This is a genomic window from Microcoleus sp. S36b_A4 (genome assembly GCF_036700645.1).
Taxonomy (GTDB): Bacteria; Cyanobacteriota; Cyanobacteriia; order Cyanobacteriales; family Microcoleaceae; genus Microcoleus.
Window position 1 is genome coordinate 1 of sequence record NZ_JAUBPI010000053.1, and the last position, 25,365, is coordinate 25,365.

At 46.0% G+C, this 25,365-nt stretch carries 25 protein-coding genes and 1 pseudogene; 12 read left to right on the top strand and 14 right to left on the bottom strand.

Annotated elements, in window-relative coordinates; translation table 11 throughout:
- Positions 1–76: 76 nt before the first annotated feature.
- A pseudogene (locus QUA03_RS17465) lies at positions 77–394 on the top strand (cytochrome P450); the annotation flags it as partial.
- 539 nt (positions 395–933) lie between these two features.
- On the opposite strand, the gene QUA03_RS17470 reads toward QUA03_RS17465, so the two are convergent.
- A complete protein-coding gene (locus tag QUA03_RS17470; RefSeq protein WP_006632921.1) occupies positions 934–1,221 on the bottom strand; it encodes a hypothetical protein in 288 nt (95 codons plus the stop codon).
- 494 nt (positions 1,222–1,715) lie between these two features.
- Between QUA03_RS17470 and QUA03_RS17475 the strand changes: the two genes are divergently transcribed.
- The 3 genes from QUA03_RS17475 to QUA03_RS17485 all read left to right on the top strand — a co-directional run bounded on the left by QUA03_RS17475 (position 1,716) and on the right by QUA03_RS17485 (position 4,230).
- Positions 1,716–1,976, top strand: coding sequence for a MoaD/ThiS family protein (locus QUA03_RS17475; protein ID WP_333213508.1), 261 nt, complete (start codon positions 1,716–1,718; stop codon positions 1,974–1,976).
- Positions 1,977–2,470: 494 nt separating this feature from the next.
- A complete protein-coding gene (gene thrC, locus QUA03_RS17480; protein ID WP_333213509.1) occupies positions 2,471–3,769 on the top strand; it encodes a threonine synthase in 1,299 nt (432 codons plus the stop codon).
- Between the two features lie 185 nt (positions 3,770–3,954).
- The gene (locus tag QUA03_RS17485; RefSeq protein WP_333054763.1) at positions 3,955–4,230 is read left to right on the top strand and encodes a MoaD/ThiS family protein; all 276 of its coding nucleotides are present in this window, start codon (positions 3,955–3,957) and stop codon (positions 4,228–4,230) included.
- 227 nt (positions 4,231–4,457) lie between these two features.
- Here the strand turns inward: QUA03_RS17485 and QUA03_RS17490 are convergent, their stop codons facing one another.
- From QUA03_RS17490 to QUA03_RS17500, 3 genes are all read right to left on the bottom strand, one after another.
- Entirely contained in the window at positions 4,458–6,332 is a 1,875-nt protein-coding gene (locus QUA03_RS17490) for a ribonuclease J (protein ID WP_333213510.1), read from the bottom strand.
- 267 nt (positions 6,333–6,599) lie between these two features.
- Positions 6,600–7,523 (bottom strand): 4-hydroxy-tetrahydrodipicolinate synthase, encoded by a 924-nt coding sequence (gene dapA / locus QUA03_RS17495; RefSeq protein ID WP_333187328.1) that lies wholly within the window; start codon positions 7,521–7,523, stop codon positions 6,600–6,602.
- Between the two features lie 107 nt (positions 7,524–7,630).
- A complete protein-coding gene (locus QUA03_RS17500) occupies positions 7,631–8,674 on the bottom strand; it encodes an aspartate-semialdehyde dehydrogenase (protein ID WP_333213511.1) in 1,044 nt (347 codons plus the stop codon).
- Between the two features lie 118 nt (positions 8,675–8,792).
- Between QUA03_RS17500 and QUA03_RS17505 the strand changes: the two genes are divergently transcribed.
- The 5 genes from QUA03_RS17505 to clpX all read left to right on the top strand — a co-directional run bounded on the left by QUA03_RS17505 (position 8,793) and on the right by clpX (position 13,219).
- Complete coding sequence (locus QUA03_RS17505; protein ID WP_333213512.1) at positions 8,793–8,981, top strand: hypothetical protein; 189 nt, start codon at positions 8,793–8,795, stop codon at positions 8,979–8,981.
- 257 nt (positions 8,982–9,238) lie between these two features.
- The gene (gene tig, locus QUA03_RS17510; protein WP_333213513.1) at positions 9,239–10,654 is read left to right on the top strand and encodes a trigger factor; all 1,416 of its coding nucleotides are present in this window, start codon (positions 9,239–9,241) and stop codon (positions 10,652–10,654) included.
- A 128-nt stretch (positions 10,655–10,782) separates the two neighbouring features.
- Positions 10,783–11,001, top strand: coding sequence for a hypothetical protein (locus QUA03_RS17515; RefSeq protein ID WP_333213514.1), 219 nt, complete (start codon positions 10,783–10,785; stop codon positions 10,999–11,001).
- 175 nt (positions 11,002–11,176) lie between these two features.
- Entirely contained in the window at positions 11,177–11,866 is a 690-nt protein-coding gene (clpP, locus tag QUA03_RS17520) for an ATP-dependent Clp endopeptidase proteolytic subunit ClpP (protein ID WP_333075055.1), read from the top strand.
- A gap of 9 nt (positions 11,867–11,875) precedes the next feature.
- Entirely contained in the window at positions 11,876–13,219 is a 1,344-nt protein-coding gene (gene clpX, locus QUA03_RS17525) for an ATP-dependent protease ATP-binding subunit ClpX (protein ID WP_333054758.1), read from the top strand.
- Positions 13,220–13,459: 240 nt separating this feature from the next.
- On the opposite strand, the gene QUA03_RS17530 is transcribed toward clpX, so the two are convergent.
- Positions 13,460–15,514, bottom strand: coding sequence for a DNA polymerase III subunit gamma/tau (locus QUA03_RS17530; RefSeq protein ID WP_333213515.1), 2,055 nt, complete (start codon positions 15,512–15,514; stop codon positions 13,460–13,462).
- On the opposite strand from QUA03_RS17530, the gene QUA03_RS17535 reads away from it, so the two are divergent.
- Entirely contained in the window at positions 15,494–15,637 is a 144-nt protein-coding gene (locus QUA03_RS17535; RefSeq protein WP_333213516.1) for a hypothetical protein, read from the top strand. The two genes, QUA03_RS17530 and QUA03_RS17535, sit on opposite strands and share 21 nt — an antisense overlap.
- A 415-nt stretch (positions 15,638–16,052) precedes the next feature.
- On the top strand, positions 16,053–16,964 hold the full coding sequence (locus QUA03_RS17540) for a hypothetical protein (RefSeq protein WP_333213517.1): 912 nt from the start codon (positions 16,053–16,055) through the stop codon (positions 16,962–16,964).
- 17 nt (positions 16,965–16,981) lie between these two features.
- On the opposite strand, the gene QUA03_RS17545 is transcribed toward QUA03_RS17540, so the two are convergent.
- The 4 genes from QUA03_RS17545 to QUA03_RS17560 form a co-directional block, all read right to left on the bottom strand.
- On the bottom strand, positions 16,982–17,704 hold the full coding sequence (locus QUA03_RS17545) for a DevA family ABC transporter ATP-binding protein (RefSeq protein ID WP_333213518.1): 723 nt from the start codon (positions 17,702–17,704) through the stop codon (positions 16,982–16,984).
- 84 nt (positions 17,705–17,788) lie between these two features.
- Entirely contained in the window at positions 17,789–18,949 is a 1,161-nt protein-coding gene (devC, locus tag QUA03_RS17550; protein WP_333213519.1) for an ABC transporter permease DevC, read from the bottom strand.
- A gap of 172 nt (positions 18,950–19,121) precedes the next feature.
- Positions 19,122–20,765, bottom strand: coding sequence for an HlyD family efflux transporter periplasmic adaptor subunit (locus QUA03_RS17555; protein ID WP_333213520.1), 1,644 nt, complete (start codon positions 20,763–20,765; stop codon positions 19,122–19,124).
- Positions 20,766–20,836: 71 nt separating this feature from the next.
- The gene (locus QUA03_RS17560; protein ID WP_333213521.1) at positions 20,837–21,574 is read right to left on the bottom strand and encodes a phycocyanobilin:ferredoxin oxidoreductase; all 738 of its coding nucleotides are present in this window, start codon (positions 21,572–21,574) and stop codon (positions 20,837–20,839) included.
- A 128-nt stretch (positions 21,575–21,702) separates the two neighbouring features.
- Here QUA03_RS17560 and tatA point away from each other — a divergent pair, with 128 nt between their 5' ends.
- Positions 21,703–21,894 carry a twin-arginine translocase TatA/TatE family subunit gene (gene tatA / locus QUA03_RS17565; protein WP_006632937.1) on the top strand — a complete coding sequence of 64 codons (192 nt, stop codon included), beginning with the start codon at positions 21,703–21,705 and terminating at the stop codon, positions 21,892–21,894.
- Positions 21,895–21,955: 61 nt separating this feature from the next.
- Here the strand turns inward: tatA and panB are convergent, their stop codons facing one another.
- From panB to QUA03_RS17590, 5 genes are all read right to left on the bottom strand, one after another.
- Positions 21,956–22,732, bottom strand: a complete 777-nt coding sequence (gene panB, locus QUA03_RS17570) for a 3-methyl-2-oxobutanoate hydroxymethyltransferase (protein ID WP_333213522.1) — start codon at positions 22,730–22,732, stop codon at positions 21,956–21,958.
- A gap of 155 nt (positions 22,733–22,887) precedes the next feature.
- Positions 22,888–23,304: a retroviral-like aspartic protease family protein gene (locus QUA03_RS17575; RefSeq protein WP_333213523.1), complete on the bottom strand. Its 417-nt coding sequence runs from the start codon at positions 23,302–23,304 to the stop codon at positions 22,888–22,890.
- Between the two features lie 153 nt (positions 23,305–23,457).
- Positions 23,458–23,727 (bottom strand): hypothetical protein, encoded by a 270-nt coding sequence (locus QUA03_RS17580; protein ID WP_333213524.1) that lies wholly within the window; start codon positions 23,725–23,727, stop codon positions 23,458–23,460.
- A 249-nt stretch (positions 23,728–23,976) separates the two neighbouring features.
- Entirely contained in the window at positions 23,977–24,783 is an 807-nt protein-coding gene (locus tag QUA03_RS17585; protein ID WP_333213525.1) for a hypothetical protein, read from the bottom strand.
- A gap of 95 nt (positions 24,784–24,878) precedes the next feature.
- Positions 24,879–25,358, bottom strand: coding sequence for a hypothetical protein (locus tag QUA03_RS17590; protein WP_333213526.1), 480 nt, complete (start codon positions 25,356–25,358; stop codon positions 24,879–24,881).
- Positions 25,359–25,365 lie beyond the last annotated feature (7 nt).

Below are 25,365 nucleotides of genomic sequence, written 5' to 3' on the forward strand. Positions count from 1 at the left end.
CTGACCAGTTTTTTTTCAACAATTCTCTAAAAGCCTCTTGACAAAAGACTTACAGTCTTAACTTGTCACCAATGCCCACAGACGAGAGGATTTGTATCCAGAACCGCTGCAATTTAAACCGGAACGGTTTTTGGAGAGGCAATTCTCGCCTTACGAGTATTTGCCCTTTGGAGGCGGCAGCCGCCGCTGTATCGGCTTGGCGCTGGCGCAGTTGGAGATGAAACTTGTGCTGGCAACAATTTTGCGCGATTTCGACCTCGTATTGGCCGAGAAAAAGCCCGTACAGGCCAAACGCCGGGGGGTAACTTTAGGGCCTGCCGGCGGCGTGCGGATGGCCCTGCTGGGGCGGCGGATGCGGCAGCAGAAGCCTGAACCTGTCGCTACTGGGGTTTAAAGTCGCAGCGGTTACAGCGGGCGATCGAACTTTTTGCTGTGAGTGCTCACCATTTAGGGAGAAGGTGCGATCGTCCGCCAATGCCACCATTTTTTGTAGCACCCGCTACAGATAAATAGCTAGAATCCTTAACCTGTAAGCCTCCCCCCTCTCAATTTTCAAATTCTCAGTCTAAAATAATAGGAGCCTTGCAAACACAGCCTGAAAGCAAAAGTGGGTGATTGCAATAGTCCTCTTGATATCTCAAAAGCCTGCCTGCCATACTTTAAAAACATATGCATACCCTGTTATTCAGCAAGGTCGGAAGCGCGTTGGCATTGCCAGCAATCTTCCGGCCTCTTTATTTTTTGGGTTACTTAAGGCATTGGAGACAAGATGCAGAAGGCAAAGCAAAAGTATAAATTCTCCCCCTGTCCTCATCTCCCCCTATCCCCAATCTAGAGCTTGTGCCTCTAATTCCAATAGAATCCGATAGCAAGTTTAAGGAATCACTAAGGAATAATTAATAACTTGTTAAATTATCTCCTTTTGCCCTTATCTCAATCTTCAGTTTTCAGAAATTCCGATACCGAGACCGACTTTGGGAGACTCTCCAGATCTTGAATTTCGCTTTCGTGGGCAAAAAACTCGACTTCTTTGTCATCAATCTGGATCTGATAGCTAGCGGTAGCTGTCACAACCCGTCGCTTTTTTTTATCTTCTATTAAAACCCAACACACGACAGGTCTTACCCATCTCTCAACGTGCTGGCTTTGCTTCGTACTCCCAAAGGCATACCAGCCTTTAGCTTCAATAATTTGAAGCACTTTAAAATCGTTATTTGCCATATATCTCTATCGCATTAACTTCAGTATTGTTCTTAGATAAAAAGGCTATCTTGCTAAGCAGGGTAAAGGTTTGAACATCCCCAGCCGCACTTGATAACCTGATTTTTTGTCAGGAGAATCGGGTTGACAAGGCTTTGTATGCGTTGTGGCCCGCTAAATGTAGTGCGAGCTTTTTGTACTCTCCCACAATTACCGTAAAGTATCTATACCGCATCCTCAAAAAATATTCTCGCATTAGCCTCAACAGCAGCTAACTAGACCTTAGCTAGCTGCATATAACTGGATGCCAACTGCTTCTAACGCCTGGTTGGTGAGAGCGATCGGCATACAATATTGTTAAGACTTTTTGCTGTAATCAACTATCATCTTTACCCGATGGGGTAAAACTTAACTAGAGGTTGCCGCTTTCAATTCTAAGCCTCGGCGCGCCTAATTCCTAATTAATTGTATGGTGTAGTTGATAATTGCCAAACCGTCGATCGCACTCAACAGCCGTGTCTAACTCTTCTATTACCATCACCGTTAAACTGTTCGCCGCCTTCGGTGAAGCCTACGGCGTTTCGGAACTTACATTAGAACTTCCTCCCGAAACCCCAGTGTCTCATGTGCTCGAAAGCTCGATCGCCCAATATCCTCAATTAGAACAATGGCGAGATCGTACCCGCTTCGGGCTCAACCTGGAATTCGTCTCCCCCGACACCATCCTCCAAGACGGCGACGAAGTTGTCCTCATCCCTCCCGTCAGCGGCGGGTAGGCTAAGTTGGTTAATCTGAAATGTTGCACCATTCTCAATAAGCTTTTTATGAACAGGCAAGATGCCTGTTCCACAAGAAAATTCTTTGTGGAACAGGCATCTTGCCTGTTCTTGAGAATGGTGCAACATCTCAGTTAATCAAAATTTCGAGGTTTTGTAGTTGTGTTCGATCGCACGACTGCCCAATTGTTAGCCCAAAACAGATTTATTAAGTTTTGTAACAATTTCGTTGACCAATCATCCTTGAGATCGCTCACGCTGGCACGCGGGCCTGACAATCTGAATTCCCAGCCCAATACAGAAAACAAGTCAAATCCTTGTGGGGTGGGCGTCCCGCCCGCCCAAATATCAAAGTTAAATACACCACTGTTTAACCCAAAAGTAACTAAAAAATCAATCCCGACTAAAACAATCGGGTATGGTTGACGGGGTAAATTGACCGTGTTAATCTTGCACAAGACTAAGAAAACATCGCAAAACTAGAGAGTTGAGCTATGACCCAGGCGACCAGAACCCAATCCACAGCAGCAACCTTCACAGCCCTCAAATGTAAAGAATGCGGCGAAGAGTACGAACTCCAAGCCAAGCACGTCTGCGATTGCTGTTTTGGCCCGCTTGAAGTCAAGTACGACTACGACGCCATCCGCCGCACCGTCACTCGCCAAACCATCCAAGCCGGCCCCAACTCGATCTGGCGCTACCGCGCATTTTTACCAGTCGCTACAGATAACGTCATTGATGTCGGCACTGGGATGACTCCTCTATTAAAATCCCACCGCTTGGCGCGCCGCCTCGGTCTAAAAAATCTTTATATTAAAAACGATGCCGTCAATATGCCCACTCTCAGCTTTAAAGACAGAGTGGTGTCAGTCGCCCTCAGCAGAGCGAGAGAATTGGGTTTCACAACGGTATCCTGTGCCAGCACCGGCAATTTAGCTAACTCTACGGCTGCGATCGCCGCCCACGCCGGACTCGACTGCGTAGTCTTCATCCCCTCCGACTTAGAAGCAGGCAAAGTCCTCGGCACTCTGATTTACAATCCAACTGTCATGGCAGTTCACGGCAACTACGATCAAGTTAACAGACTCTGTTGCGAAGTCGCCAATACACATGGCTGGGGATTTGTCAATATCAACTTGCGTCCCTACTATTCCGAAGGCTCAAAAACCCTCGGCTACGAAGTTGCTGAACAGCTAGGCTGGCAATTGCCCGATCACATCGTCGCTCCCCTTGCATCCGGCTCTTTGTTCACAAAGATTTACAAAGGCTTTAATGAATTCATCGAAGTCGGTTTAGTGGACGAAAAGAAAGTCAGATTCAGCGGTGCCCAAGCTGACGGCTGTTCCCCAATCGCCCAAGCCTTCCGCGAAGGTCGCGATTTCGTCAAACCGGTGAAACCGAATACAATTGCTAAGTCGATCGCGATCGGTAATCCAGCCGACGGTATGTACGCCTTGGAAATCGCTCGCAAAACCAACGGCAACATTGAATCCGTCAGCGACACCGAAATCATCGAAGGCATGAAACTGCTAGCAGAAACCGAAGGCATATTCACTGAAACCGCAGGCGGCACGACAATCGCAGTCTTGAAGAAACTCGTAGAAGCAGGTAAAATCAATCCCGATGAAACCACCGTCGCTTACATCACGGGCAACGGTTTGAAAACGCAAGAAGCAGTTCAAGGCTACATCGGCGAACCCATCACCCTCGAACCGAAACTAGAAGCGTTCGAGCGCGCCCTAGAACGTGCCCGCACACTCGAACGCTTAGAATGGCAACAAGTTTCGGTTTAATAAATAGTCATTAGTCATTAGTTATTAAGCTGTTGACTAATGACTGAGGACTACTGATTAATAGTCATCAGTCATTAGTCATTAGTTATTAGTTATTAAGCTGCTGACTACTGACTACTGACTACTGACTACTGACTACTGACTAAGGACTACTGACTACTGACTACTGACTAAGGACTAAAAAAATGACCGTCAAAGTTTTAATTCCCACTCCCCTGCAAAAATTTACCAACAATCAAGCCACCATCGAATGCGCTGGCGATAACATTTCCGAACTAATTGAATCGCTGGAAACAAATTGTCCCGGCATCAAAAAAAGCCTGTGCGACGAAAAGGGAGAACCGCGCAGATTTCTCAACTTCTACGTCAACAGCGAAGACATCCGCTTTTTGGATGGCTCAAACACAGCCCTCCAAGATGGCGATGAAGTTAGCATTGTTCCAGCAGTTGCTGGTGGGTGATTTTGCAACCGCAGATGGTGGCCGATAAATACAGATGAACGCAGATAGAATTAATTACTATCTGCGTTCATTTGCGTTTATCGGCGGTTAAAAACTATTTTCTCACTTAGTGAGGAAATCTATTTGTGAAATCCCATCTAGGCTTGTAGTTGCGCTTGGGCATCCAAGCGCAACTACAAAACCTAAAACTCCTTTCTTGGTTCGCAGTGCGTCCGAGAATTACCGCCCTAAGAAGCTGCCCTTGCAGCAGTCCGGGGACGGCGCCGGCCCGTCACCTGATTGGCAGGAGATGGCAAGGATGGCGATGATGGCGATGGCGATGATGGCGAGGATAGTAGCTTAGGTGCTTCTAGGGAACCGGGAGATACTGCTGCTTTTTCCGATCGCACTGCTTCTTCAGGAATTTGCATCAGGAATACCAGCAGCGGATTGCTTTGCAGTTCCCGGCGCATCACCCGCTGAATTGCTTTTTCTATTTGGGTTTGCACTCCTACCCAGTCAATGTCAACTTGCGAGTCAGCAGTGGCGGGTTTGACAAATTCTGACCAGCGATCGCTCAAAACTGTTTCAATGGTTTGAGTGATTAATTTGATCACCTCCGCGCGATCGGCTGATGTCACTACACCTTTTAAGTGAACTTCTGGTTTGGCAACTAATTTGCCTTCCCAATTCAAAGCCGCCGCTACAGTTACAACGCCATCTCCGGCCAACTGCTGACGTTCCTTGAGGACGCTAGCTTTGACCACGCCCGATCGAGAAGCATCTACCAATTCAATTCCTGAAGGCACTTGACCAGCGACTCGCATTGAATTTTCAGTTAATTCTACGACATCGCCGTTATCAATAACCACCATATTGCTAGCGGGAATGCCCATGCTTTGAGCCGTCTTGGAGTGTTGGATCAGCATCCGGTGTTCTCCGTGAACCGGCAAGAAGAACTTAGGACGAGTCATGTTAATCATTAACTTTTGGTCTTCTTGACAACCGTGACCCGAAACGTGAATGCCTTTGTCGCGGCCGTAAACCACGTGAGCTCCCAGCATCATCAGTTTATCGATCGTGTTTACCACTGCGATCGTATTTCCCGGAATCGGATTAGCTGAGAAAATGACTGTATCGCCCTTTCTGATTTTCAGTTCGTGATGTTCGCCGTTAGCAATGCGAGTCATCGCCGCCATCGGTTCGCCTTGGGAACCCGTAGTTAAAATTAGTACCTTGTCTTCAGCCAAATTGCGGATTTCTTTCAGCGGTTTGAAAATACTATCTTCGCACTTGATGTAGCCGAGATTGCGGCAGTGAGCGATGACGTTAAGCATCGACCGGCCAACCACTCCGACATACCGATTGTTTTTCTTAGCCAAGTCCAAAACTATTTGCAATCGGTGTACCGACGAAGCAAAAGTCGTCAGCATCACTCGTCCCGGTGCTTGAGCGATAATTCTGTCTAAATTCGGCGCCACAGAACTTTCCGAAGCGGTAAAACCGGGAACTTCCGAGTTAGTAGAATCGCTGATCAAGCAAAGCACGCCTCTCTCGCCGTACTCGGCCAGCTTTTGCAAATCAAAATGCTCGCCGTCTACAGGAGTGTGGTCAATTTTAAAGTCTCCGGTGTGGATCACAATTCCGACAGGAGTGTGAATGGCCACAGTAAAACTGTCTGCCATCGAGTGAGTGTTGCGAATGTATTCGACTAAGAAATTCTTGCCAATTCTGACAGTATCCCTGGGTCGAACCGTTCTCAATTCAGTGCGGTGAGACACTCCGGCTTCTTCGAGTTTTCCGGCTAGCAAAGCCATCGCCAAACGGGGGCCGTAGATGACCGGAATTTCAAATTGTTTGAGGTGATAAGGGATACCGCCTATGTGGTCTTCGTGACCGTGAGTCACGATCATACCTTTAATTTTGTGGCTGTTTTCCCGCAAGTAAGTCATGTCTGGAAGGACAATATTTACCCCGTGCATTCCATCTGTCGGGAACGCTAAACCGGCATCTAAAAGAATGATTTCGTCGCCGTACTCGAACACACAAGTGTTTTTACCGATTTCGTGAAGCCCGCCGAGGGGAATAACTTTTAGAGCAGATGCAGTTGTATTTTTGATCATGCGTATCCTTTGTTAGTTATTTTTGTTATTGGTCTGTGGTCTTTGGTCTGTCGTCTTTCGTCTTTCGTCTACTGTTCGTTGGTAGGGCGATATTTTTCCAAATATTTATGGAAAAATCCCTGGCGGGTTTTACTATCCCGTACAGTCAGTTGTCTTTGGTCTTCATTCTTTTATCTTCAGTCTTTAATCCTTGACTGTTAGCTACTTACTAACACTTAATTACTAATGACTGATGACTCAGAACTAATGACTGATAACAACCAATATTCAGTTGTCTGAAAACTCGTTCTCGCTCGTCTTGCTAGCTGATACTGCTGCTAGCTGACTCAGTACGTCCTTTAACTTTTGAGTTACCTCAACGGGCGGATCGCACAGGGGCGGACGGGTGGAACCTACATCCCAGCCTTGAAGTTTAAGAGCTGTCTTGACGGGAATGGGATTTGTGGTGAGAAAAAGAGCTTTAAACAGGTCAAAAAGTTGCAAGTGAATCTGGGTAGCGACTTGAACTTGACCGGCCTCGAAAGCTTTGATCATCTGTTGCAGTTGCTCTCCTACCAGATGGCTGGCTACGCTAACTACACCAGATCCTCCTACCGCCAACATTGGCAAAGTTAAGGAATCATCTCCAGAATAGATGGCAAATTCAGGGGATGTCAAGCACCGAATTTGACTTGCTTGATCCAAGTTGCCACTTGCTTCTTTTACGGCCACAATGTTGGGGATTTCTGCCAATCGAGCCACCGTCTCCGGCAACATATTCTGACCAGTGCGACCGGGGATGTTATATAACATTATAGGCAATTCTGGAGCAGATTGCGCGATCGCCCGAAAATGATTGTACAAACCTTCTTGCGGGGGTTTGTTGTAATAAGGAACCACCTGCAAACAGCCGTCTAACCCGAGTTTAGCTGCTTTTTGGGTAGCTGCGACTGCTTCTGAAGTAGAATTCGATCCGGCTCCTGCGATTACCAACGCCTTACCGACCACCGCCTTTTGTACCACCTGAAATAATTCGTACTCTTCATCCCAGGTCATAGTGGGAGACTCGCCTGTAGTGCCGCACACTACCAAGCTATCTGTACCGCGATCAGCTAAATGAACTGCCAATTGTTCTGCTACCGCATAGTTAACACTGCCGTCTTCCTTAAACGGCGTAATCATTGCAGTCAGAACCCGTCCAAACTTTACCACACTTTCTCCGATTTTAGACTGTTGATTTTTGATTTTAAATTTTTGATTTCAGATGAAAGGTTTATCTAAAATCCCCAATTTCAATTTCCCAATTGCCAGGGTTCCCCCTAATTAGAAGCCACCGCCACTTGGGTTCGCAACAAATTTTTTTCTACCAGCAACTCAGCTATCTGCACCGCATTTAAAGCCGCCCCTTTGCGAATTTGATCGCCAGACAGCCACATCTCCAACCCGCAGGGGTGAGAAATATCTTGACGAATCCTGCCAACTAACACCTCATCCTTACCGCTAGCCTCGACAGGCATCGGGAAATAATTAGCTTGCCAGTCTTCTACCAGCTTAACCCCGCTTGCCTGCTTTAAGATTTCCCTGGCCTCGATCGCGCTAAACGGCTCTGCAAACTCTAGATTAATCGCTTCCGAATGAGCCCGCAGTACGGGAACCCGCACACAAGTTGCCGTAATTTTAATCTCGTCCGTACCAAATATCTTCCGAGTTTCGTTTACCATTTTCATCTCTTCTTCACAATACCCCAAATCGTTAATCGGGGTGTTGTGCGGAAACAAATTAAATGCTAACGGGTATGGAAATATATCTGTTTGGGGCGTTTCCCCCTGCAAAATTGCTCTTGCTTGAGCTTTCATTTCCTCCATTGCCCTCGCCCCCGCCCCGCTGGCAGACTGGTAAGTCGCTACAACGATGCGCTGTATCGGCCTAACTTTGTGAAGTGGCCAAACGGCAACCGCCATCAAAATAGTCGTGCAGTTGGGATTAGCAATTATACCTCGGTGAGTTGCTGCTGCTTGGGGATTGACTTCGGGAACCACTAGCGGTACCGTCGCATCCATGCGGAAAGCGCTAGAATTGTCAATGACCACTGCTCCGGCTGCCACTGCTTGCGGAGCCCATAATTTAGAAGTAGAACCGCCGGCAGAGGCGAGCACCAGATCTACATTATCAAACGATCGCGCCGAAACTGCTTCGACCGGCAGCATCTCGTCGCCAAAAGGCAAAGTTGTGCCTGCTGAACGTTCCGAAGCCAGCAGCTTCAAGTTAGAAATCGGAAAACTCCGGCTGTGCAATAGTTCTAGCAACTCGGCACCGACTGCGCCAGTAGCTCCTAAAATGGCAACTCGATAGGATTGAGACAAATTAGTTTCCTCCAAAAATTAAAGTCTAAAGGATCGAAATCAAAAAATTAAATAACTGCAATTCTCAATATCAAACTTAATTAATGTTATGCGATATCAGGAGCATGAGAGGATAGCAATGGTGCAGTTAACGGAAACGGCAGATCGAACTTCCCGATTGATCCGGGCGATCGTACCCAATGCCAGTTTAGCATCTTTCTGCCGCTCGCCCACGCCCAATCCGCATCCGGTTAAGTTTTGCGATATATCTGCATTTTCGCAGGCGCATCCATTGACCTTAACTAGCCGCAGAGACCGGCAAGATTGACATCACAGGGCGATATGTGCTATGGTGCATCGGCAATTAGTGGACTTCACCTCCACATTCCTAGCAGCAAAAGCTAGTATTCTCAAACCAAAACTATTTGGCAAGAGCCAAAAAAGTAGCCGGCAATGACTTACAGTCTCATCCGGTAAAGGTGTTGTAGTTGTGCCGTTACGAGTCAAAGCGTACAAAATTAAAATGCAGGCAAAGTCAGATTTGTATGTATTTTATGACACTATTGTTAAATATCACAAAAGCCGATGAAAGTAACCCAGGAAAAACTTCCAGCTAGCCAAATTGGTCTGGAAATCGAAGTACCGTCAGAAAAGTCAAAACAAGCTTACGAGCAAGTAATTAAACAATTTGCTCGCGAGGTTAGTATTCCTGGGTTCCGCAAAGGCAAAGTTCCCCGTCAAGTTTTGCTACAGCGCCTAGGCCAGAGTCGTTTGAAGGCGACGGCTTTGGAAAATTTGATTAATGATTCCCTGCAAAAAGCCCTAGAACAAGAAAAAATTGCGGCAATTGGCAGTTTTGAACTTCGCACCGAGTTTGAAGAATTATTAGAGAAGTTCGATCCAGAACAGCCTCTGATTTTTTCGGCGAAGGTTGATGTACAACCAGAAGTGAAAATGGGTCAGTACACAGGTTTGCAGCTTCAAGCAGAAGAAGCTAAGTATGATGAGACTCAGGTAGATGAGGTATTGGCAAAATATCGATCGGACAAAGCTACTTTAATCCCTGTAGAAGGCCGGCCGGCTCAGTTGGGAGACACGGCTTTGGTTGATTTCTCCGGTAGATTTGCAGAAGCAGCAGAAGGCGAAACTCCCGCAGAAATTCCTGGTGGCGAAGCAGAAGACTTCCAAGTAGAATTATCGGAAAATCAGTTTGTACCGGGCTTTATCCAAGGCATGATCGGGATGAATCCAGGAGAAACTAGAGAAGTTTCTGTGCAGTTCCCCGAAGAGTATAGCAGTGAAGAATTAGCCGGAAAACCCGCAGTCTTTACGATTACTCTCAAAGAACTTAAGGAAAAAGAATTGCCGGAGTTGGACGACGACTTCGCGCAAGAAGTCAGCGAGTTTGAAACTTTAGCCGAACTGCGCGAATCGCTCGAAACTCGGTTTAAAGCAGACCAAGAAAACAAGACATCCGCTAATAAGGAAAAAGCTATATCAGCAGCCCTCGTGCAGCTAATAGAAGTGGAAATTCCCGAAACAATGGTCGATCGCGAAATCGATTATTTGTTGAATCAACAAGCCGTCCAATTGAGAAATTACGGCATAGATATCAACCAACTGTTTACCGAAGAAAATATGGGCCCGATGCGGGAACGATCGCGCCCGGAAGCAATCGAGCGCCTCAAGCAGAATTTAGCTCTGGCAGAAGTAGCCAAGCTGGAATCCTTATCTGTTGAACCAGCAGAAGTAAAAGCAGAAGTAGCAAAAATCAGAAAGCAGTTTCCCAAAGGAGATTTTGACCCCCAAAGGTTGCAGGAATTTGTAGCAGAAGACTTGCTCAAACAAAAAACCCTGAAATGGTTGGAAGAAAAAGGAACAATCGAACTCGTACCTGAAGGCTCTCTGACTCCTGCAGCAGAAGAATCAGAAGAATCGGACGCTGAAGATTCAGCAGAAGCAGCCACGAGCGTTGAAGTGGAAGTCGTAGGCGAAGATTAGGGCGCAGAATCAAAGTAGTAGGGACACCGCACGCCAGCCCTTCTTCGTGTCAACAAACACGTTAAACCCGCAGTCCGGCAGGGGTTTAAACCCCTGCCTCAAAGCTAAAGTCCTCGCTATGAGGACTAATGAATTATTCAGTCCTCATAGCGAGGACTTTAGCTGTAAGCCCCGTGGAATTCATTCCCTGGCGGACTAGCGGGTCCACTGGTGGACTTGGCGGGCTGAAAGCTTCAGTGGACACTAATGGGGTATTGGAGTGTCCCTACGGCGGGGATCGATCGGGGGTATCTGAAGTGCGATCGAATTTTACGTTTAATGTCGAGCTACTGTTGAATTTGGGTTAAATAGTCACAAGATTTTTGCTCGACTATACCCAATGCCCAATGCCCCATTCCCCATTCCCCATTCCCCATTCCCCCGATATCTGTTCAGAAGAGGCATAATAGTTAAAAGCTGGCGGCTTAATTTAAAGCTTTCATCAGCAGCAGCAAATTGTCTAGAATCCTTGACTGGTGTCTTATGGTTGTATCTCAATCTTCCAATTACCTAATTACAAGCTATAACGATTTTGATGTCAGTTCCAGCCCCAGCAATGTAGTGCCGATGGTACTAGAACAGTCGGGGATGGGCGAGCGGGCTTTTGACATTTACTCGCGCTTGCTGCGGGAGCGAATTGTGTTTTTAGGAACTCCCGTAACCGACGAAGTTGCTGACTCAATAGTGGCTCAGCTATTGTATCTAGATGCCGAAGACCCAGAAAAAGATGTCCAAATGTACATTAATTCCCCCGGGGGCTCGGTGACGGCCGGCATGGCAATTTATGACACAATGCAGCAAATCCGCCCGGATGTGGTGACGATTTGTTACGGTTTGGCAGCGAGTATGGGCGCATTTCTACTGACAGCAGGAGCCCACGGTAAGCGGATGTCTCTTCCGAGTTCCCGAATTATGATTCACCAGCCGCTTGGAGGCGCTCAAGGTCAAGCAGTTGATATTGAGATTCAAGCCAAAGAAATCCTTTATCATAAGCGTAAGCTGAATCAACTGCTAGCGCACCACACGGGTCAACCGATCGACAAATTAGAGGCGGATACAGAGCGCGACTTTTTTATGTCAGCCGAGGAAGCCAAAAATTACGGTTTGGTCGATCGAGTTATCGCTAAAGAAAACCTTCCGGCGGCGGGAGAGAATGTCACTGCACTGAATTAAGAGGCTGTTATGTCTAAGTACGACTCCCATCTAAAATGTTCGTTTTGTGGCAAGTCTCAAGAGCAAGTACGCAAGTTGATCGCAGGACCAGGGGTGTATATCTGCGACGAATGCGTTGACTTATGCAATGAAATTTTAGATGAGGAGTTGTTTGATTCGAGTGCAGTACCCGCAGCGGCGGTGGCTCCGAAGCAGGAAACGACGCAAAAGCGCCGCGGTACTTCGGGCAAAAGTATGTCGCTGAGCCAAATTCCCAAGCCCAGGGAAATTAAAAATTATCTCGACGAAAATGCGATCGGGCAAGATGAGGCGAAAAAGGTGCTCTCGGTGGCAGTTTACAACCACTACAAGCGCCTCAGCTTTATCCATGCAAAAAATAGCGGCAAGCACCCGCCGGAAGAAGTAGAACTGCAAAAATCGAATATTTTGTTAATCGGGCCGACGGGCTGCGGAAAAACTCTGCTAGCTCAGACTTTGGCAGATATGCTGGACGTGCCGTTTGCTGTGGCTGACGCGACGACGCTGACGGAAGCGGGCTATGTCGGGGAAGATGTGGAAAATATTTTGCTGCGGCTGCTGCAAGTAGCAGATATGGACGTGGAAGAGGCGCAGCGCGGAATTATTTATATTGATGAAATTGACAAAATAGCCCGCAAGAGCGAAAATCCTTCGATTACGCGGGATGTGTCGGGTGAAGGTGTGCAGCAGGCGCTGCTGAAAATGCTTGAGGGGACGATCGCCAATGTACCTCCCCAAGGTGGCCGCAAGCATCCCTACCAAGACTGCATCCAAATTGATACCAGCAATATCATGTTTATCTGCGGCGGTGCTTTTGTCGGTCTTGAGAAAGTGATAGAGCAGAGAACGGGTAAAAAGTCAATGGGTTTTATTCAGCCCGGAGAAGCTCAGCCGAAGGAAAAGCGGGCTGCTGATGTACTCAAGCAACTGGAACCGGATGATTTAGTGAAGTTTGGGATGATTCCTGAGTTTATTGGGCGGGTGCCTGTGGCTGCGGTGCTGGAACCGCTGGATGAGGAAACGCTGATGGCGATTTTGACGGAACCGCGCAATGCTTTGGTTAAGCAGTATCAAAAGCTGCTGAAGATGGATAATGTGCAGTTGGACTTTAAGCCAGAGGCGATTCGGGCGATCGCCCAGGAAGCATACCGCCGCAAAACTGGAGCACGGGCGCTGCGGGGAATTGTCGAAGAATTGATGTTGGATGTGATGTACGAGTTGCCGTCGCGCAAGGATGTTGCCCGGTGTACGATTACTAAGGAAATGGTTGAGAAGCGATCGACTGCTGAGTTGTTGGTACTTCCGTCTTCGCTGCCCAAGCCAGAGTCAGCTTAAAAGTAGATATTCACAATCACTAGGTGACTCTAATTCAACCTAAAACTTTTAGGGTATTAAGGAACCTAGAAGGGCTGCTAGTCTTAGCAGCGCCCCTACTACAAAAACCGGGTTTCTCGGTTTTTTTTAGTGATCTATAGCAATCCTCGCATCATTTGTGAATGTCTTACTCCCTCCCCTTGGTAAGGAGAGGGTTGGGGTGGGGTAAAAAATTTACGACTCCTGCAAGGATTGCTATACTTACCAATCTATAAAATCATCCTCACCTAACTCAGAAGATAACTCGGAAAAATCCGGTTCAGATTCCAATCTAAAAGTTTCCGACTCCCAACTCTCCAAGTAATCCGACAAATCGACTACTTCCCCATCAAACATAGCAGCCAATTGCCTAGCCGTATTCGCGACATATTGAGCGTCATCACGCACCGCTATAGCCTGAGCTTTAGAGTCATTCTGAGAGTCGGTAGAGCCGTTGGATCGTGATTCGGAAATTAGGGGCACATTAACGGCGGTATTTTCAGGCTCTGGCGGGTGTTTTTGTTCTTCTCTCCTATTCCCCAAAAAATCATCTGGAATCTCCGAACTCGCCGAGTTCTGCACCTGTTGGCCGACATCATCCGCAGGATGAGAATTCCTGGGATTTTCGCCAACACGTCCGTTAGAACTTGGCAAATCCTTAGCGCGGGAATTATTAGTTTCAGCGGGATTTGTCAATCCCACTTTTACTGTTACTCGACGGTTAAAAATTTGCAAAAAAGCTTCTTCAATATTAGCTACTTTGTCTTTAACCATATTCAGCAACGGCTGGGAACTAATCTTAACATGAGCAGTATTATTGCTAAAAATGACTAGCTGTCCATGTTGGCGAAGCAGCGATTGAGTTCCATGCGGCCGCACGCGGTCAAGTACCTGTTCCCACACTCGATTTAAATCGATTTCATCGGCTGAATTAGTCGGTGAATAATTTGTTTGATTCGTTTCAGCAGTTGGTACAGGTGCGGGAATCGCTGCAGGAGGTGTGCTTTCTGTGCGATTAGTCACAGGCGGCGAAGTCGGTGGAGGATTTTGAGGTTTGGCAGCGGGAGGCGGTTCAATATTAGATGTCTGGCTCCCCCCCTTAGCAAGGGGGGGTTGGGGGGGGTGATTTTGTGGTGGTTGAGTAATATTTTTAGCTGGTTCCGCTGTTGGTTGCTGCTGAGTTCTAATTGCTGAAGGCAATAATCCCAATAGCGTTACTTCCAGCCACAAACGCGGCTGAGTAGTGTTTTTAATTTGCACTTCGTGGGTTTGCAAATGTTTCTGACCTGCCAAAATCAACTCCGCATCCCAATGGCGGGCAAAATCCCCCAGTTTTTCCCAAGTTGCCGATGTTAAAGCTACTAAATCTGACCGTTTCGGTGCAGCTTTGGCTATTAGTAAATCTCGGTAAAAGCTGGCGAGACTTTGCAGCACGATTAGGGGTTCCCGACCGCGATCCATGAGGTGGCGAGTCATGTCTATTAGTGCTGTAGCGTTATCTGTATCAATAGCTTGCAGCAAATCCATTAAATCATTTTCGGGGACTGCCCCGACTAAATCCCAAACTTTTTCGACTGTTACTTCACCCTGAAATAAGCTTAGTTGGTCGAGCAAACTTTCGGCATCTCGCAGACCTCCTTGGGCCATTTGAGCAACCATTTGTACGGCATCACTGGCAATATTGATATTTTCTAATTGGGCAATTTTGTGTAAGTGAGCAATCATTGCATCGAGGGGGATGCGGCGGAAGTCAAACTTTTGGCACCGAGAAATAATAGTTGGTAATACTCTTTGTGGGTCGGTTGTGGCGAGGACGAATACAACGCGATCGGGCGGCTCTTCTAATGTTTTTAATAAGGCATTAAATGCCTGGGTACTGAGCATATGAACTTCGTCGATTACATATACTTTATAGCGGCATTGTACGGGGGCAAATTGAGCTCGTTCGATCAAATCCCGAATGTTATCTACTCCGGTGTTGCTGGCTGCGTCAATTTCGATGACATCTAGTGTCGAACCTCGGGCAATTTCTTGGCAAACGTTGCATTTGCCACAGGGTGTCGGGGTAGGGGCAACCGTAGAAATACAGTTGAGAGATTTGGCGAAAATTCTGGCACTAGAGGTTTTACCGGTGCCTCTGGGGCCGGTGAATAGATATGCTGGTGCTATGCGCTCTTGTAGGATGGCGCTGGTGAGGGTTTGGGCGATCGCCTCTTGACCGACTAATTCGGCAAATGTCTGAGGGCGATATTTGTGATGCAGGGGTTCGTAGGTCACGATCGAATATTGGTGGTATTAGCTGTAATCTTAGCTAAGGAGACGTTGTTCGATCGCACCAGAGTTCGACTTTCACAGCAAGCAGCCCGGTGGGCTTACACGGCGTCCGTGACTCAACATTAGGAATTAGCACCCTCCTAACGTCCGCCCCTCGATCGTCCGGGCGATCGGCTGTTCTGCTTGATGTTTTCCGCTGCTGGCTCCCAGAGTTACTATTAATTTATGTGTATTTCTTTTTATTTTTCTAGAAAAGGAGACCCCCGAACAAACATTTTTTTTAGCTGTATTGGTATAATATATTACAGACAATTCACCATTTCAATTGGTCAGTACCAGCACGCGATTTTCCGATATTTCGGAAACTGGCTTGCAGTTAAAGATAAAGTATTAATTAGAGGGTGCGTGCTCCAGTTGCAGAAATCCAGTGGTACCAAGATGATGGTGGAATGATGTCAATGTTGGTTGATCCAGTTGCACTACCAGCTCTACTCTGGAGTCCTGTATAAATATAGCGTCAAATTTTACCCTTTAAAAGCCCATGTCAACCCAAATAATCCTTGTAGAACCAAGGTTGGCAGTAGCCTCTCCCAAACCTAAACAGGCTAAACCCGGAGATCCGTCCTCAGACCAACTCTTCATGGGAGCGTCGGGATTACTGTTGTTATTGCTTATCGGTTTAGCGGTGTTTACCAAGCTAAAACTCGACGATTTGAGTAAAAAGCTCAAATTTGAGGAGTTTAGAAATCGAGAACTCCAGAAAAAATACAAAATGGCTCTGGAAACCATGCTAAAGATGGAAAAGAATCCCGACCTTATCCACTCGCGAGACTTTAATTTAGACTACCTGAGAATGCGAATGGCGGAAGAAGTATTTCACTTTGCCATTGTGAACCAGATTAAGGTAAAAGTCAAAGAAAAAATTAGTATTGCCCTGCGTCCGACTCAGGGGGCAGTGGGAGATAAAAACGGGAATGCTGGTAGTGGCAGGCAAGTGGATTCGATGTTTGATATCGAATACGAAACTGGCGATCCGGCGGTAAAAATAGAAAAACGAGTGCTGTTTCGGATTCAAATTAAGCTGATGAAACTGCCGACTCAGGCAACATCAGCAACAATTAATCAAATTATTGACTGTTTGGAAACTTATCTGAGTCCTTCAGACGACCACGACAGTTGGCAGCCGACAATTCAAGGTCGCATCGTTCATATTGAGTGGGATCAAAAAGCCAAGCCGACGCCGATGTTGGTGCTGGAACAGTCGAATGAAGGGGTGAATGTTACCTTTAGGACTACGAGAACGCCTGCCGGCAGACCTACCAATGCCAATGATAGCCAATTGGTAGGAGCTAAGGGTCAAAAAAGTGGTAAAAGTAGTTCTAAAACTCCAGCTAAAGGTGCAACAAAAAGTCCTGCGAAGGTAGGAGCAAAGCGTCCCGGTTCTCGGAAATAAGTTGAGGTGGGTTAATATTATTTTTCCGAAAAAACGCCGGTTGTCACCGTTGTTGATGTATCTTGTGCGAGGTAGCCGTCTTCCATGTGAATAATGCGATCGGCTATGTCTAAAATGCGGTTGTCATGGGTGACAAGCAAAATAGTGCAGTGCTGTTCTTTGGCCAAACCTCGCATAATTTCTACCACATCTCGACCTGATTTACTGTCTAGTGCTGCTGTGGGTTCGTCTGCTAATACTAATTTCGGCTGGCTGACTAACGCCCGGGCGATCGCAACTCTTTGTTTCTGGCCACCAGAAAGACTGTCCGGGTAATAATCTATTCTTTCTCCCAAGCCTACAGCTTCCAGCATTCCTTCTATTTTATCATTAGTTTCTTGGGGAGAAAGATGGTTGTGCAGGTCGAGGGACATTTGCACATTTTGCCTAGCTGTCAAGCATTTGAGCAAATTGTGAGCTTGGAAAATATAGCCGATGTCGCGGCGGACTTTAACTAATTTATTTTTCGGCGTTCCCCGCAATTCTTGGTCGAGAATTTTCAGACTACCTTCTTGGATCGATCGCAAAGCTCCAATCAAGGTTAACAATGTGGTTTTACCAGACCCCGAAGGCCCAGTCATCAGCACGATTTCGCCCGGATAAATTTCGAGGTTGATATCAAATAATGTCTGTTTGCGAAGTTGTCCTTCGCCGAAAGAATGATTGAGATTTTTAATTGAGACAACTGGTAAAGTATTCATTCGTAATTTGTAGCTGTTAATTCGTAATTGATAATTGGTATTTCCTTCTTCCTTCTTTCTTCTTCCTTCTTTCTTCTTCCTTCCTTAAAAAATATCCGCCGGGTCAGCAGCCTGCAACTTCCTAACTGCGATCGCCCCGGACACAGCACACATGACAACTGTCATAATAAAAACAGTCATAGCTTTCGCCAAAGTCATATACATCGGTAAACTCGTAGCACTTCTCCCTAAATTGTACAGCACCAAAGAAACTCCAAACCCTGGCAAATAACCAATAATTGCCAAAATCAAAGCCTCTTGAAACACCACACCCAAAAAGTAAATATCCTTGTATCCCATCGCCTTTAGCGTAGCGTATTCGGGTAAATGATCGGTAACATCAGTATAAAGAATTTGATAAACAATCACTATCCCAACGATAAATCCCATTGCCGCGCCGAGAGTGAAAACAAATCCGATTGAGGTACTTTCCTGCCAATATTTTTTTTCAAAATCTACAAACTCTTCTTTAGTAGAAATCCTCACATCATTCGGCAACGTTGCCCTCATTTTATCAACAACAGCCTTAACATCTGTACCCGGCTGCAAGTGAACAATACCTATATCGATTAAACCTCTTGTTCTCCGCGTCGAAAAAATCCGCATAAAGTTCAAATCGCTGGTGACAAGATTCCCGTCGGCACCGAAAGAGGCTCCTATAGTAAATAAACCATCTACCTTAACGCGGCGATTGTCAACTTCAGTTTCAACAACTTTTCCCTGTTTGAAATATTCTGCTACCGGCCCAAACTCCGGGCGGGAAGCTTGGTCAAATAAAACCACATCTGAAATTTTGATTCTGTCCAAATTATTTTGGATTTCAGGCAGATCAAAAATGGGATGAGCGGGGTCAAAACCGATTACCATCAATTGGCGGGTATTTCGCTGGTTGGGATCGGGGTTTTTCCACAATCCAAAGCCTAAATATACCGGACTAATTGCTGTAACGCCGTCAAAACTCAAGGCTTGATACAAGCGACGCTGGGGAAAACTTTTCATGGCTATTAAAGCCGTTGACTGAGTGCTGGTGATAAAAATATCCCCTTTTAACTTTGAGTGAAAGGTGATGGAGCTTTCAAATAGCGCGTCTCTAAACCCGAACTGCATAAACATTAGCAAGTCGGCGAAGCCAATGCCTGCTAGTGCGACGGCTAAGCGCATTTTTTCGCGGGTTAACTGTGCCCAAGCTAGTGGTATTTTGGCCATAATCCTCCGATTTTAAATTTGAGATTTTGGGTTTTGGATTGAATAATTTTAGGATTTAAGCACGGGTGTTGAGGAAGCGGTTTTTTTACCCTTATATTTGATTCAAAACCTTAACCTCGGTTAAAAACCCCGTTGCTTGAGTCCCCATGCGTAAGTTCTGTCAAGGTAAAATTTAGATATCTATTTTGACTTCAACCTGCAAGTTTGTGAGGGCTGCAACTTTTTTGCTCGATTCCGGATCGAGGCGAATTCTTACTTCGATAACTCTCGCGTCGGTGTCGGCGGCGGGGTCTGTATTGAGGACATCTTTTTTGCCGATTTGTTTGCCGATGCGATCGACTGTTCCTTCCAAAGTGCCTGCAAATACGGGGCTGCTGACGGTAGCCCGCTGGCCGTTTCGCACTTTGGCGATGTCGGTTTCGTAAACTTCTGCTACGGCGTACATTTGGTCGGTGCCGCCTAGTTCTACGATGCCGTCTTGGGTGTTGACACGTTCTCCTTGTCGGCTGTGAACTTTGAGGATGTAGCCGGATACGGGTGCTTTGACGTAACTTAAGTTTAAGTCTACTTGAGCTTTTTGTTTGGTGGCGATCGCACTTTCTACGGCGGCTTGGGCTGCTTGCACGTCTTCGGGACGTACTTCGGCAATTTGGTCTAGATTTGCTTTGGCTTGATTGATTTGTTCTTGGCCAGTTTCTGCTTTTTGTTTGAGTATTGCTTCCGCTTGATTAATTTGTTCTCTACCAGTTTCTATCTTTTGATTTAAGGTTGCTCTGGCTTGGTTAATTTCCTGCCTACCTGTTTCTAACTTGCGTCTGAGATTGGCTCGGGATTGATTGATTTCCTGCTGGCCTGTTTCTACTGTTTGTTTGACTGTGGCTTTAGTTTCGACTATTTCCTCACGCAAAGTTTGCACTGTTTTTTCTAATATAGCTTGAGCTTCTTTGACTCTCTGGCGAGCCGTTTCTACTGCTAAGCGTTTGGTGTCGTAGGCGGAAGCAGAAATTGCGCCTGTTTCGGAGAGTTCTTTATTGCGTTGTTCCTCGGCTTCGGCGTTGGTTAATTCGGCTTTTAGTCGATCGACTGTAGCGTTTTGAGAGGCAATTTCGCCACGCAATTGAGCTTCTAGCCTAGCCAATTTGGATTGCTGCACCTCTGTTTCTCTTTGGAGTTGTGCCTCAAATTTGGCAAGATTAGCTTGTTCGGCTTCGGTTTCTCTTTGGAGTTGTGCCTCAAATTTGGCAAGATTAGCTTGTTCGGCTTCGGTTTCTCTTCGCAGTTGAGCTTCTAAGCGGGCGACATTCGCTGCTTCGCCTTCGGTTTCTCTTTGCACTTGTGCTTGAAACTTGGCAACTTCGGCTTTCCCAGCACCGATTTGACCAGTTTTTGCACCTGCTTGAATTTTCGCTAATTCTGCTTGTTTGACTTTGACTTCTTTGTCGGCTTGTTGGAGGATTGCTTGGAGTCGATCGCGCGTATCGAGAACTGCTATGATTTGTCCTTGACTGACTCGATCGCCCTCTTCCACCTGCAACTGTTCAATTCTTGCTCCCTCCGACGCCGAAGGGGCCGACAATTTGATGACTTCCCCCTGCGGAGTCAACCTACCCAAAGCGGTAACACTGGTGCGGGTAGCGACGGAAGTTGCAGCCGCCGTTGCAGCCGCCGCCTTTAACTCTTCGGCTTTTCTAATTTGAGATACTTGCCAAAAACCGACTCCTGTGGTAATGAGAGTTGCACCGATCGCTAAACCGATAATTCCTCGCCCTGGGGGTTTTAAAAATGATTTATCCTTGAGCCGTGATTCCTTGACCATTACTTATAAAGTAGGTGATTTCCTGATTAAGTTTTTTCCCCCTACTGTAAAGTATTGTAAACAATTTTCAGCTATTTAGGGATATCAAAAAGCACCTCGGTCATGTAATGTTCGGCCCAATCTTGACCGAAAGCTTTTTCGAGTACGCGGCGGGTTTTGTCGTTTTGCTGCTGCTGGGTGCAGTAGTAAATTTGAGCCTCTAGAATTTCCGATGCTTCGGCTGCAGAGACAGGTTCGGAAGCGACTGCCTGTTTGCAGTGAATTTCCACGTAGGATTCAACAATATCCAAAAACCGACTGTTTTCTTCGATGGACTCTGGTCGCACAAACAGGCAAAATTCTGAGAAAATATCCCCCCATTCGGGAATTTGGCGGGGACAAGAAAATTGCTTGATCGGCAAAATTCCCAGTTGGGTTCGGTAGCTTTGCGACAAAGTTCGATCTCGATTGAGGGGAGAAAGGTCTGCGATCGCTGCGCTAACTTGGCCTTTGCCTGCTACGATATCCGTACCGAACATCGGCAAAGCATAATTCGGTCTGGGAAACATCACGCAGTGCAGAATGTCAAGTACCGGCCCGACTTTAGCGAGTTCGAGGTGTATTTTTCGGAACTGGGGCGTTTGATAGCAGCGGTTTTCAATGATCAGTTTTTCTCCTTCCAACCGACCTTCTACGTATCCCAACTCAGCGGGCAGGTGGTAGGGTTCGAGGTCAAGATAGCGGTGCCATACTGCTTCCATCCGGTCTGCTAAATCGCGGATGAGATGGTGCTGTTGTTCGCGCAAAGAAGGCTGGGATATTTCTAACATTCCTATTTATCGGGGGATAGCTTAATAAAACTTGATTCTACTGTTGCAAGATGCAGGAAAAAAGGTAGATACTTTAACAATATCAGTAGATTGACTTACGATCGAGCAAGTTTTACAGGAGATTTTGTATGTTTGGTCTGGGATTGCCCGAAATGGGCATTATTGCGGTGGTGGCCATACTAATTTTCGGCCCCAAGAAGATTCCTGAGTTAGGAAATGCCTTGGGCAAAACGCTGCGGAGTTTTAAGGAAGGGGTTGGTCAATCTGAGGATGAAGCTGTTGAGAAGGATAAAGAGGAAGAGGGCCAGCCGAAAGTGTAAATTAGGTTTGTAGTGAGGATTTTAGTCCTCATTTTTAAGGGTTCAAGCCCTCACTACGAACCTATTCGGGAAATTTGCCTTCTCTAACTTCAAGGGAATAATCTTTCACAGCTTGGGTAATTGTTTCTCGCAAATTGGCGTAAGCTTTCGCAAAAGGTGGCTGTTTTTCGGAAAGTCCCAACAAATCGGAAGTAACTAAAACTTGACCGTCGCAGTGTGGCCCGGCGCCGATACCAATGGTGGGAATAGTTAATTTTTGGGTGATTTGAGCGGCTAAGTCTGCGGGAATGTGTTCTAAGACGATCGCAAAGGCACCTGCTTCTTGAAGGGCGATCGACTCTGCTATGATGCGATCGGCTGCTTGGGTCGTTTTTCCTTGTTTTTTGTAGCCGAGTTGGTGTACCGACTGCGGAGTTAAACCGACGTGTCCCATCACTGGAATTCCGGCAGATGTTAGCTGCGAAACTGTGGCGGCCATTGCTGGATATCCACCTTCCAATTTTACAGCTTGAGCGCCGGTTTCTTTCAAAACTCTCCCCGCCGAGTGCATGGCTTGCTGGGGACTTTCTTGGTAAGTCAAAAACGGCAAATCGACCACAATTAATCCTTGTTTAACTCCACGGCGCACTGCTTTAGCGTGGTGCAGCATCTCATCTAGGGTTATGGGTAGCGTTGTGTCGTACCCTAAGACTGTCATGGCGAGGGAATCGCCGACTAGGATGATATCTACGCCTGCTTGATCGATGAGTTGGGCGATCGCATAATCATAAGCTGTCAGAGCAACAATTGACCGCCCTTGTTGTTTCCACTGAATTAATTGATGAGTAGTGACTGACATTTTAGTGCAATAATATAATATTATTTCTGGATATTAGTAATCATATCAAATCCGGGTTCCATACTCCTCGATCATTCGGAGCTTGAAATCGCTTATTTTCCAACTAAGTCCGAGCAGAGAGAGACTAAGAGTAAGAGGCGAAAATTATCGGGATTTTATACCCGAATATAACTTTGGCTTCCCTCTGCTGGCAAAACAATCAACCGCTGATTTTTCAAATCCGCTTCTAAACCCAAATCTTGGAGGGGACTTAAGCCGAGTAAAGGTTCTTCTCCTGCGGGAATTTCTACACAATCATACCTGCCTTCTCGTCCAGCTACGGCAAGACCTACATTTTTGAACAGACGAAATTGTCTAGATCCTATTGCAGTATTTCCTTGGATTTCACCAACTAAAGTTAAACCTAACTGAGCGATAATATCTGCTGGTAAGCAGAGTCGAGTTGCGCCTGTATCAACTAAGACGTTATCGATGGTGATACAGCGTATTTGCTCTGCGGGGATGAACCCTCTTTCTGCTAGCATCTTGTCTACTTCGTTGGTGACGGTTATTGTTGCGGTGACTCTGCCCATTTTTTTATCCTTTTGTTTTGCTAGAGAATGTTTTCGTTGTCTTTCGACTAAATTATATACGATTCAGGGTGCATCTTCTATATTTTAACAATATTTGTAACTGAGAGCGCTGTTGTTATTTATTCTTTAAATTGGATTGACAAATATGGCAAATTAATAGCAAAAATGCTCTCTAATTATTGAATTGCGAAGATTCTGCCATTCTTGTTTAGAAACATCTGCACGAGTTTTGTCACCCGATGGATCGCGGAGCTCCCAAATTGTATCTGCAATGCGATCGAGCGATCGCCCATGAGAACGATAATCGAAGTCCCAGAAAGCATCACCGACGCAATCTCCTTGTGTAGTAATCATTTCTCGATCGACTGTACTACGAATAGCATTCCATTCGCGGATGTAGGCAGCAGAATCGTCATATCGCAATTTGCGACCTCCTAATTGAGGATTCACTCTATAAAAAAACCAATCCGTAAACCTATCCACAGCTTGAGTTCGTGATTCATAATCGCGCGCTGTAGCACTGTCTAGATTGGAACCAGCGAGTACAAGGGCTATAGCTAATGCACACACCCCTAAAAACTTCGATTTTGACTTAAGTGAAAGTGATTTAGTTAGCAAGATTAAACCCAATAAAAATTATCAATATCCCAGATATAGCTGGTAATAAATCTTCTATTGCCATCCATTTTTAGAACAAGAAACTCCTCCGGTTTTAGGTGCGAGCGTAGATAAACACCAATAATTTTTACCATCAAACACAACGCCTTTTTTGATATATTGTAACTCAGAGAGAGGTTGCCACGGTCGCTCGATATTAGACTCGTCATAATATCGATATAGTTTTCCCTTGACCTCTAAACCCTGATCCGTACCTCCCAACCAATAATGACCTTCTTCAATTATGTTTAATGACGATTTTTGTTGATTACTATCTGTCTTTTTCTCAATCCACCAATTCCTCACAAAACGTTTTGTATTTTCAGAACCTCTTGTTGTAGCGACTATAACTAGCAGTTCTCCTTGTTGATTGATAAACTCAAAACGACAAGGCCCCTCTCCTGTACCTGAACAATCCTTAATCTCTTTATATCCTAAATCAAATAGCTCTTTAACCGAACGATCTCTGAGGTTAGGTTGACCCTGTAAGCTGGGCTGCCACCCTTGTTGGATCAGGATTTGGCGCGCCTCTTTGTATGGCATACCTTGTTGAAGAGGTATTTTTTGAGTGGAATTTACAGAATTTTCAAGGCTGACTTGAACCTTTTCACTTAAAGCAACAATTGTTGAATTTTTGTCGGAATTATTGATGTAATTTTTTTGACTTCCTGTATCGACTTTCGCACTATTTATGCGGGGAATTTGTTGCTGTGGGGCAGCACCTGCAAAACTTGTAGATCCAATGGCGATTAGTCCCATCAATGGTGCAATAATTCTGGTTGTAATAAGAGTGCGATCGCCTATCCAACTTTTCATACTCATCGGTTAAAAACCTTTCTTTTTACAGAGTTGTGTAGAGATGACCTCTACTCTAGGAGTTATCTTCGATCAATGCTGCGCTGTAAGGCGATCGAATCTCACAGTCCACAATTAGAAATAAACATTTCGCGTCTAATTGCTGACCATTCACTAATGCCGATCCGATCGCTTTTGGGAATTTGCTGTCCGGTTCGTTGAGGATGGCGGCTATAAAAAATTGTATCTGCAAGTAAATCGTAGGTTTGCTCGTAGGTTTCGCCGTTAATTGTCGTGAATTCCCATCCTGTCTCTTCTGGGGCTGGCCTAAAACAGACTTCTTGTACCGACTTGACTCGTGGATCGATCGCTTCGCGCAATCTCCGCCATTGATTGCTATATTCGCGATCGCCCGCATGGAGTTTGCGATTGTTTAACTGAGGATTAACCCTGTAAAATAAGAAATCGGTCAATCGATCGACGGCTTGTTCTCGCGATTCGGCTTTGGCGAGATTGGGACTGCTGAGGACAAGGGCGATCGCCAGAGCACCAACCCTTGAAAATCTTGAGACAGACTTCATTGATAACAACTCGACTAACATAGTAATT

Excerpts from the sequence above, each read along its gene's own strand:
- QUA03_RS17470 (WP_006632921.1), bottom strand. The coding sequence starts at position 1,221 with ATGGCAAATAACGATTTTAAAGTGCTTCAAATTATTGAAGCTAAAGGC.
- thrC (WP_333213509.1), top strand. The coding sequence starts at position 2,471 with ATGACCCAGGCGACCAGAACCCAATCCACAGCAGCAACCTTCACAGCC.
- QUA03_RS17485 (WP_333054763.1), top strand. The coding sequence starts at position 3,955 with ATGACCGTCAAAGTTTTAATTCCCACTCCCCTGCAAAAATTTACCAAC.
- QUA03_RS17490 (WP_333213510.1), bottom strand. The coding sequence starts at position 6,332 with ATGATCAAAAATACAACTGCATCTGCTCTAAAAGTTATTCCCCTCGGC.
- QUA03_RS17505 (WP_333213512.1), top strand. The coding sequence starts at position 8,793 with ATGGTGCAGTTAACGGAAACGGCAGATCGAACTTCCCGATTGATCCGG.
- tig (WP_333213513.1), top strand. The coding sequence starts at position 9,239 with ATGAAAGTAACCCAGGAAAAACTTCCAGCTAGCCAAATTGGTCTGGAA.
- QUA03_RS17515 (WP_333213514.1), top strand. The coding sequence starts at position 10,783 with ATGAATTATTCAGTCCTCATAGCGAGGACTTTAGCTGTAAGCCCCGTG.
- clpP (WP_333075055.1), top strand. The coding sequence starts at position 11,177 with ATGGTTGTATCTCAATCTTCCAATTACCTAATTACAAGCTATAACGAT.
- clpX (WP_333054758.1), top strand. The coding sequence starts at position 11,876 with ATGTCTAAGTACGACTCCCATCTAAAATGTTCGTTTTGTGGCAAGTCT.
- QUA03_RS17535 (WP_333213516.1), top strand. The coding sequence starts at position 15,494 with ATGCAGGGGTTCGTAGGTCACGATCGAATATTGGTGGTATTAGCTGTA.
- QUA03_RS17540 (WP_333213517.1), top strand. The coding sequence starts at position 16,053 with ATGTCAACCCAAATAATCCTTGTAGAACCAAGGTTGGCAGTAGCCTCT.
- QUA03_RS17545 (WP_333213518.1), bottom strand. The coding sequence starts at position 17,704 with ATGAATACTTTACCAGTTGTCTCAATTAAAAATCTCAATCATTCTTTC.
- devC (WP_333213519.1), bottom strand. The coding sequence starts at position 18,949 with ATGGCCAAAATACCACTAGCTTGGGCACAGTTAACCCGCGAAAAAATG.
- QUA03_RS17555 (WP_333213520.1), bottom strand. The coding sequence starts at position 20,765 with ATGGTCAAGGAATCACGGCTCAAGGATAAATCATTTTTAAAACCCCCA.
- QUA03_RS17560 (WP_333213521.1), bottom strand. The coding sequence starts at position 21,574 with ATGTTAGAAATATCCCAGCCTTCTTTGCGCGAACAACAGCACCATCTC.
- tatA (WP_006632937.1), top strand. The coding sequence starts at position 21,703 with ATGTTTGGTCTGGGATTGCCCGAAATGGGCATTATTGCGGTGGTGGCC.
- panB (WP_333213522.1), bottom strand. The coding sequence starts at position 22,732 with ATGTCAGTCACTACTCATCAATTAATTCAGTGGAAACAACAAGGGCGG.
- QUA03_RS17575 (WP_333213523.1), bottom strand. The coding sequence starts at position 23,304 with ATGGGCAGAGTCACCGCAACAATAACCGTCACCAACGAAGTAGACAAG.
- QUA03_RS17585 (WP_333213525.1), bottom strand. The coding sequence starts at position 24,783 with ATGAGTATGAAAAGTTGGATAGGCGATCGCACTCTTATTACAACCAGA.
- QUA03_RS17590 (WP_333213526.1), bottom strand. The coding sequence starts at position 25,358 with ATGTTAGTCGAGTTGTTATCAATGAAGTCTGTCTCAAGATTTTCAAGG.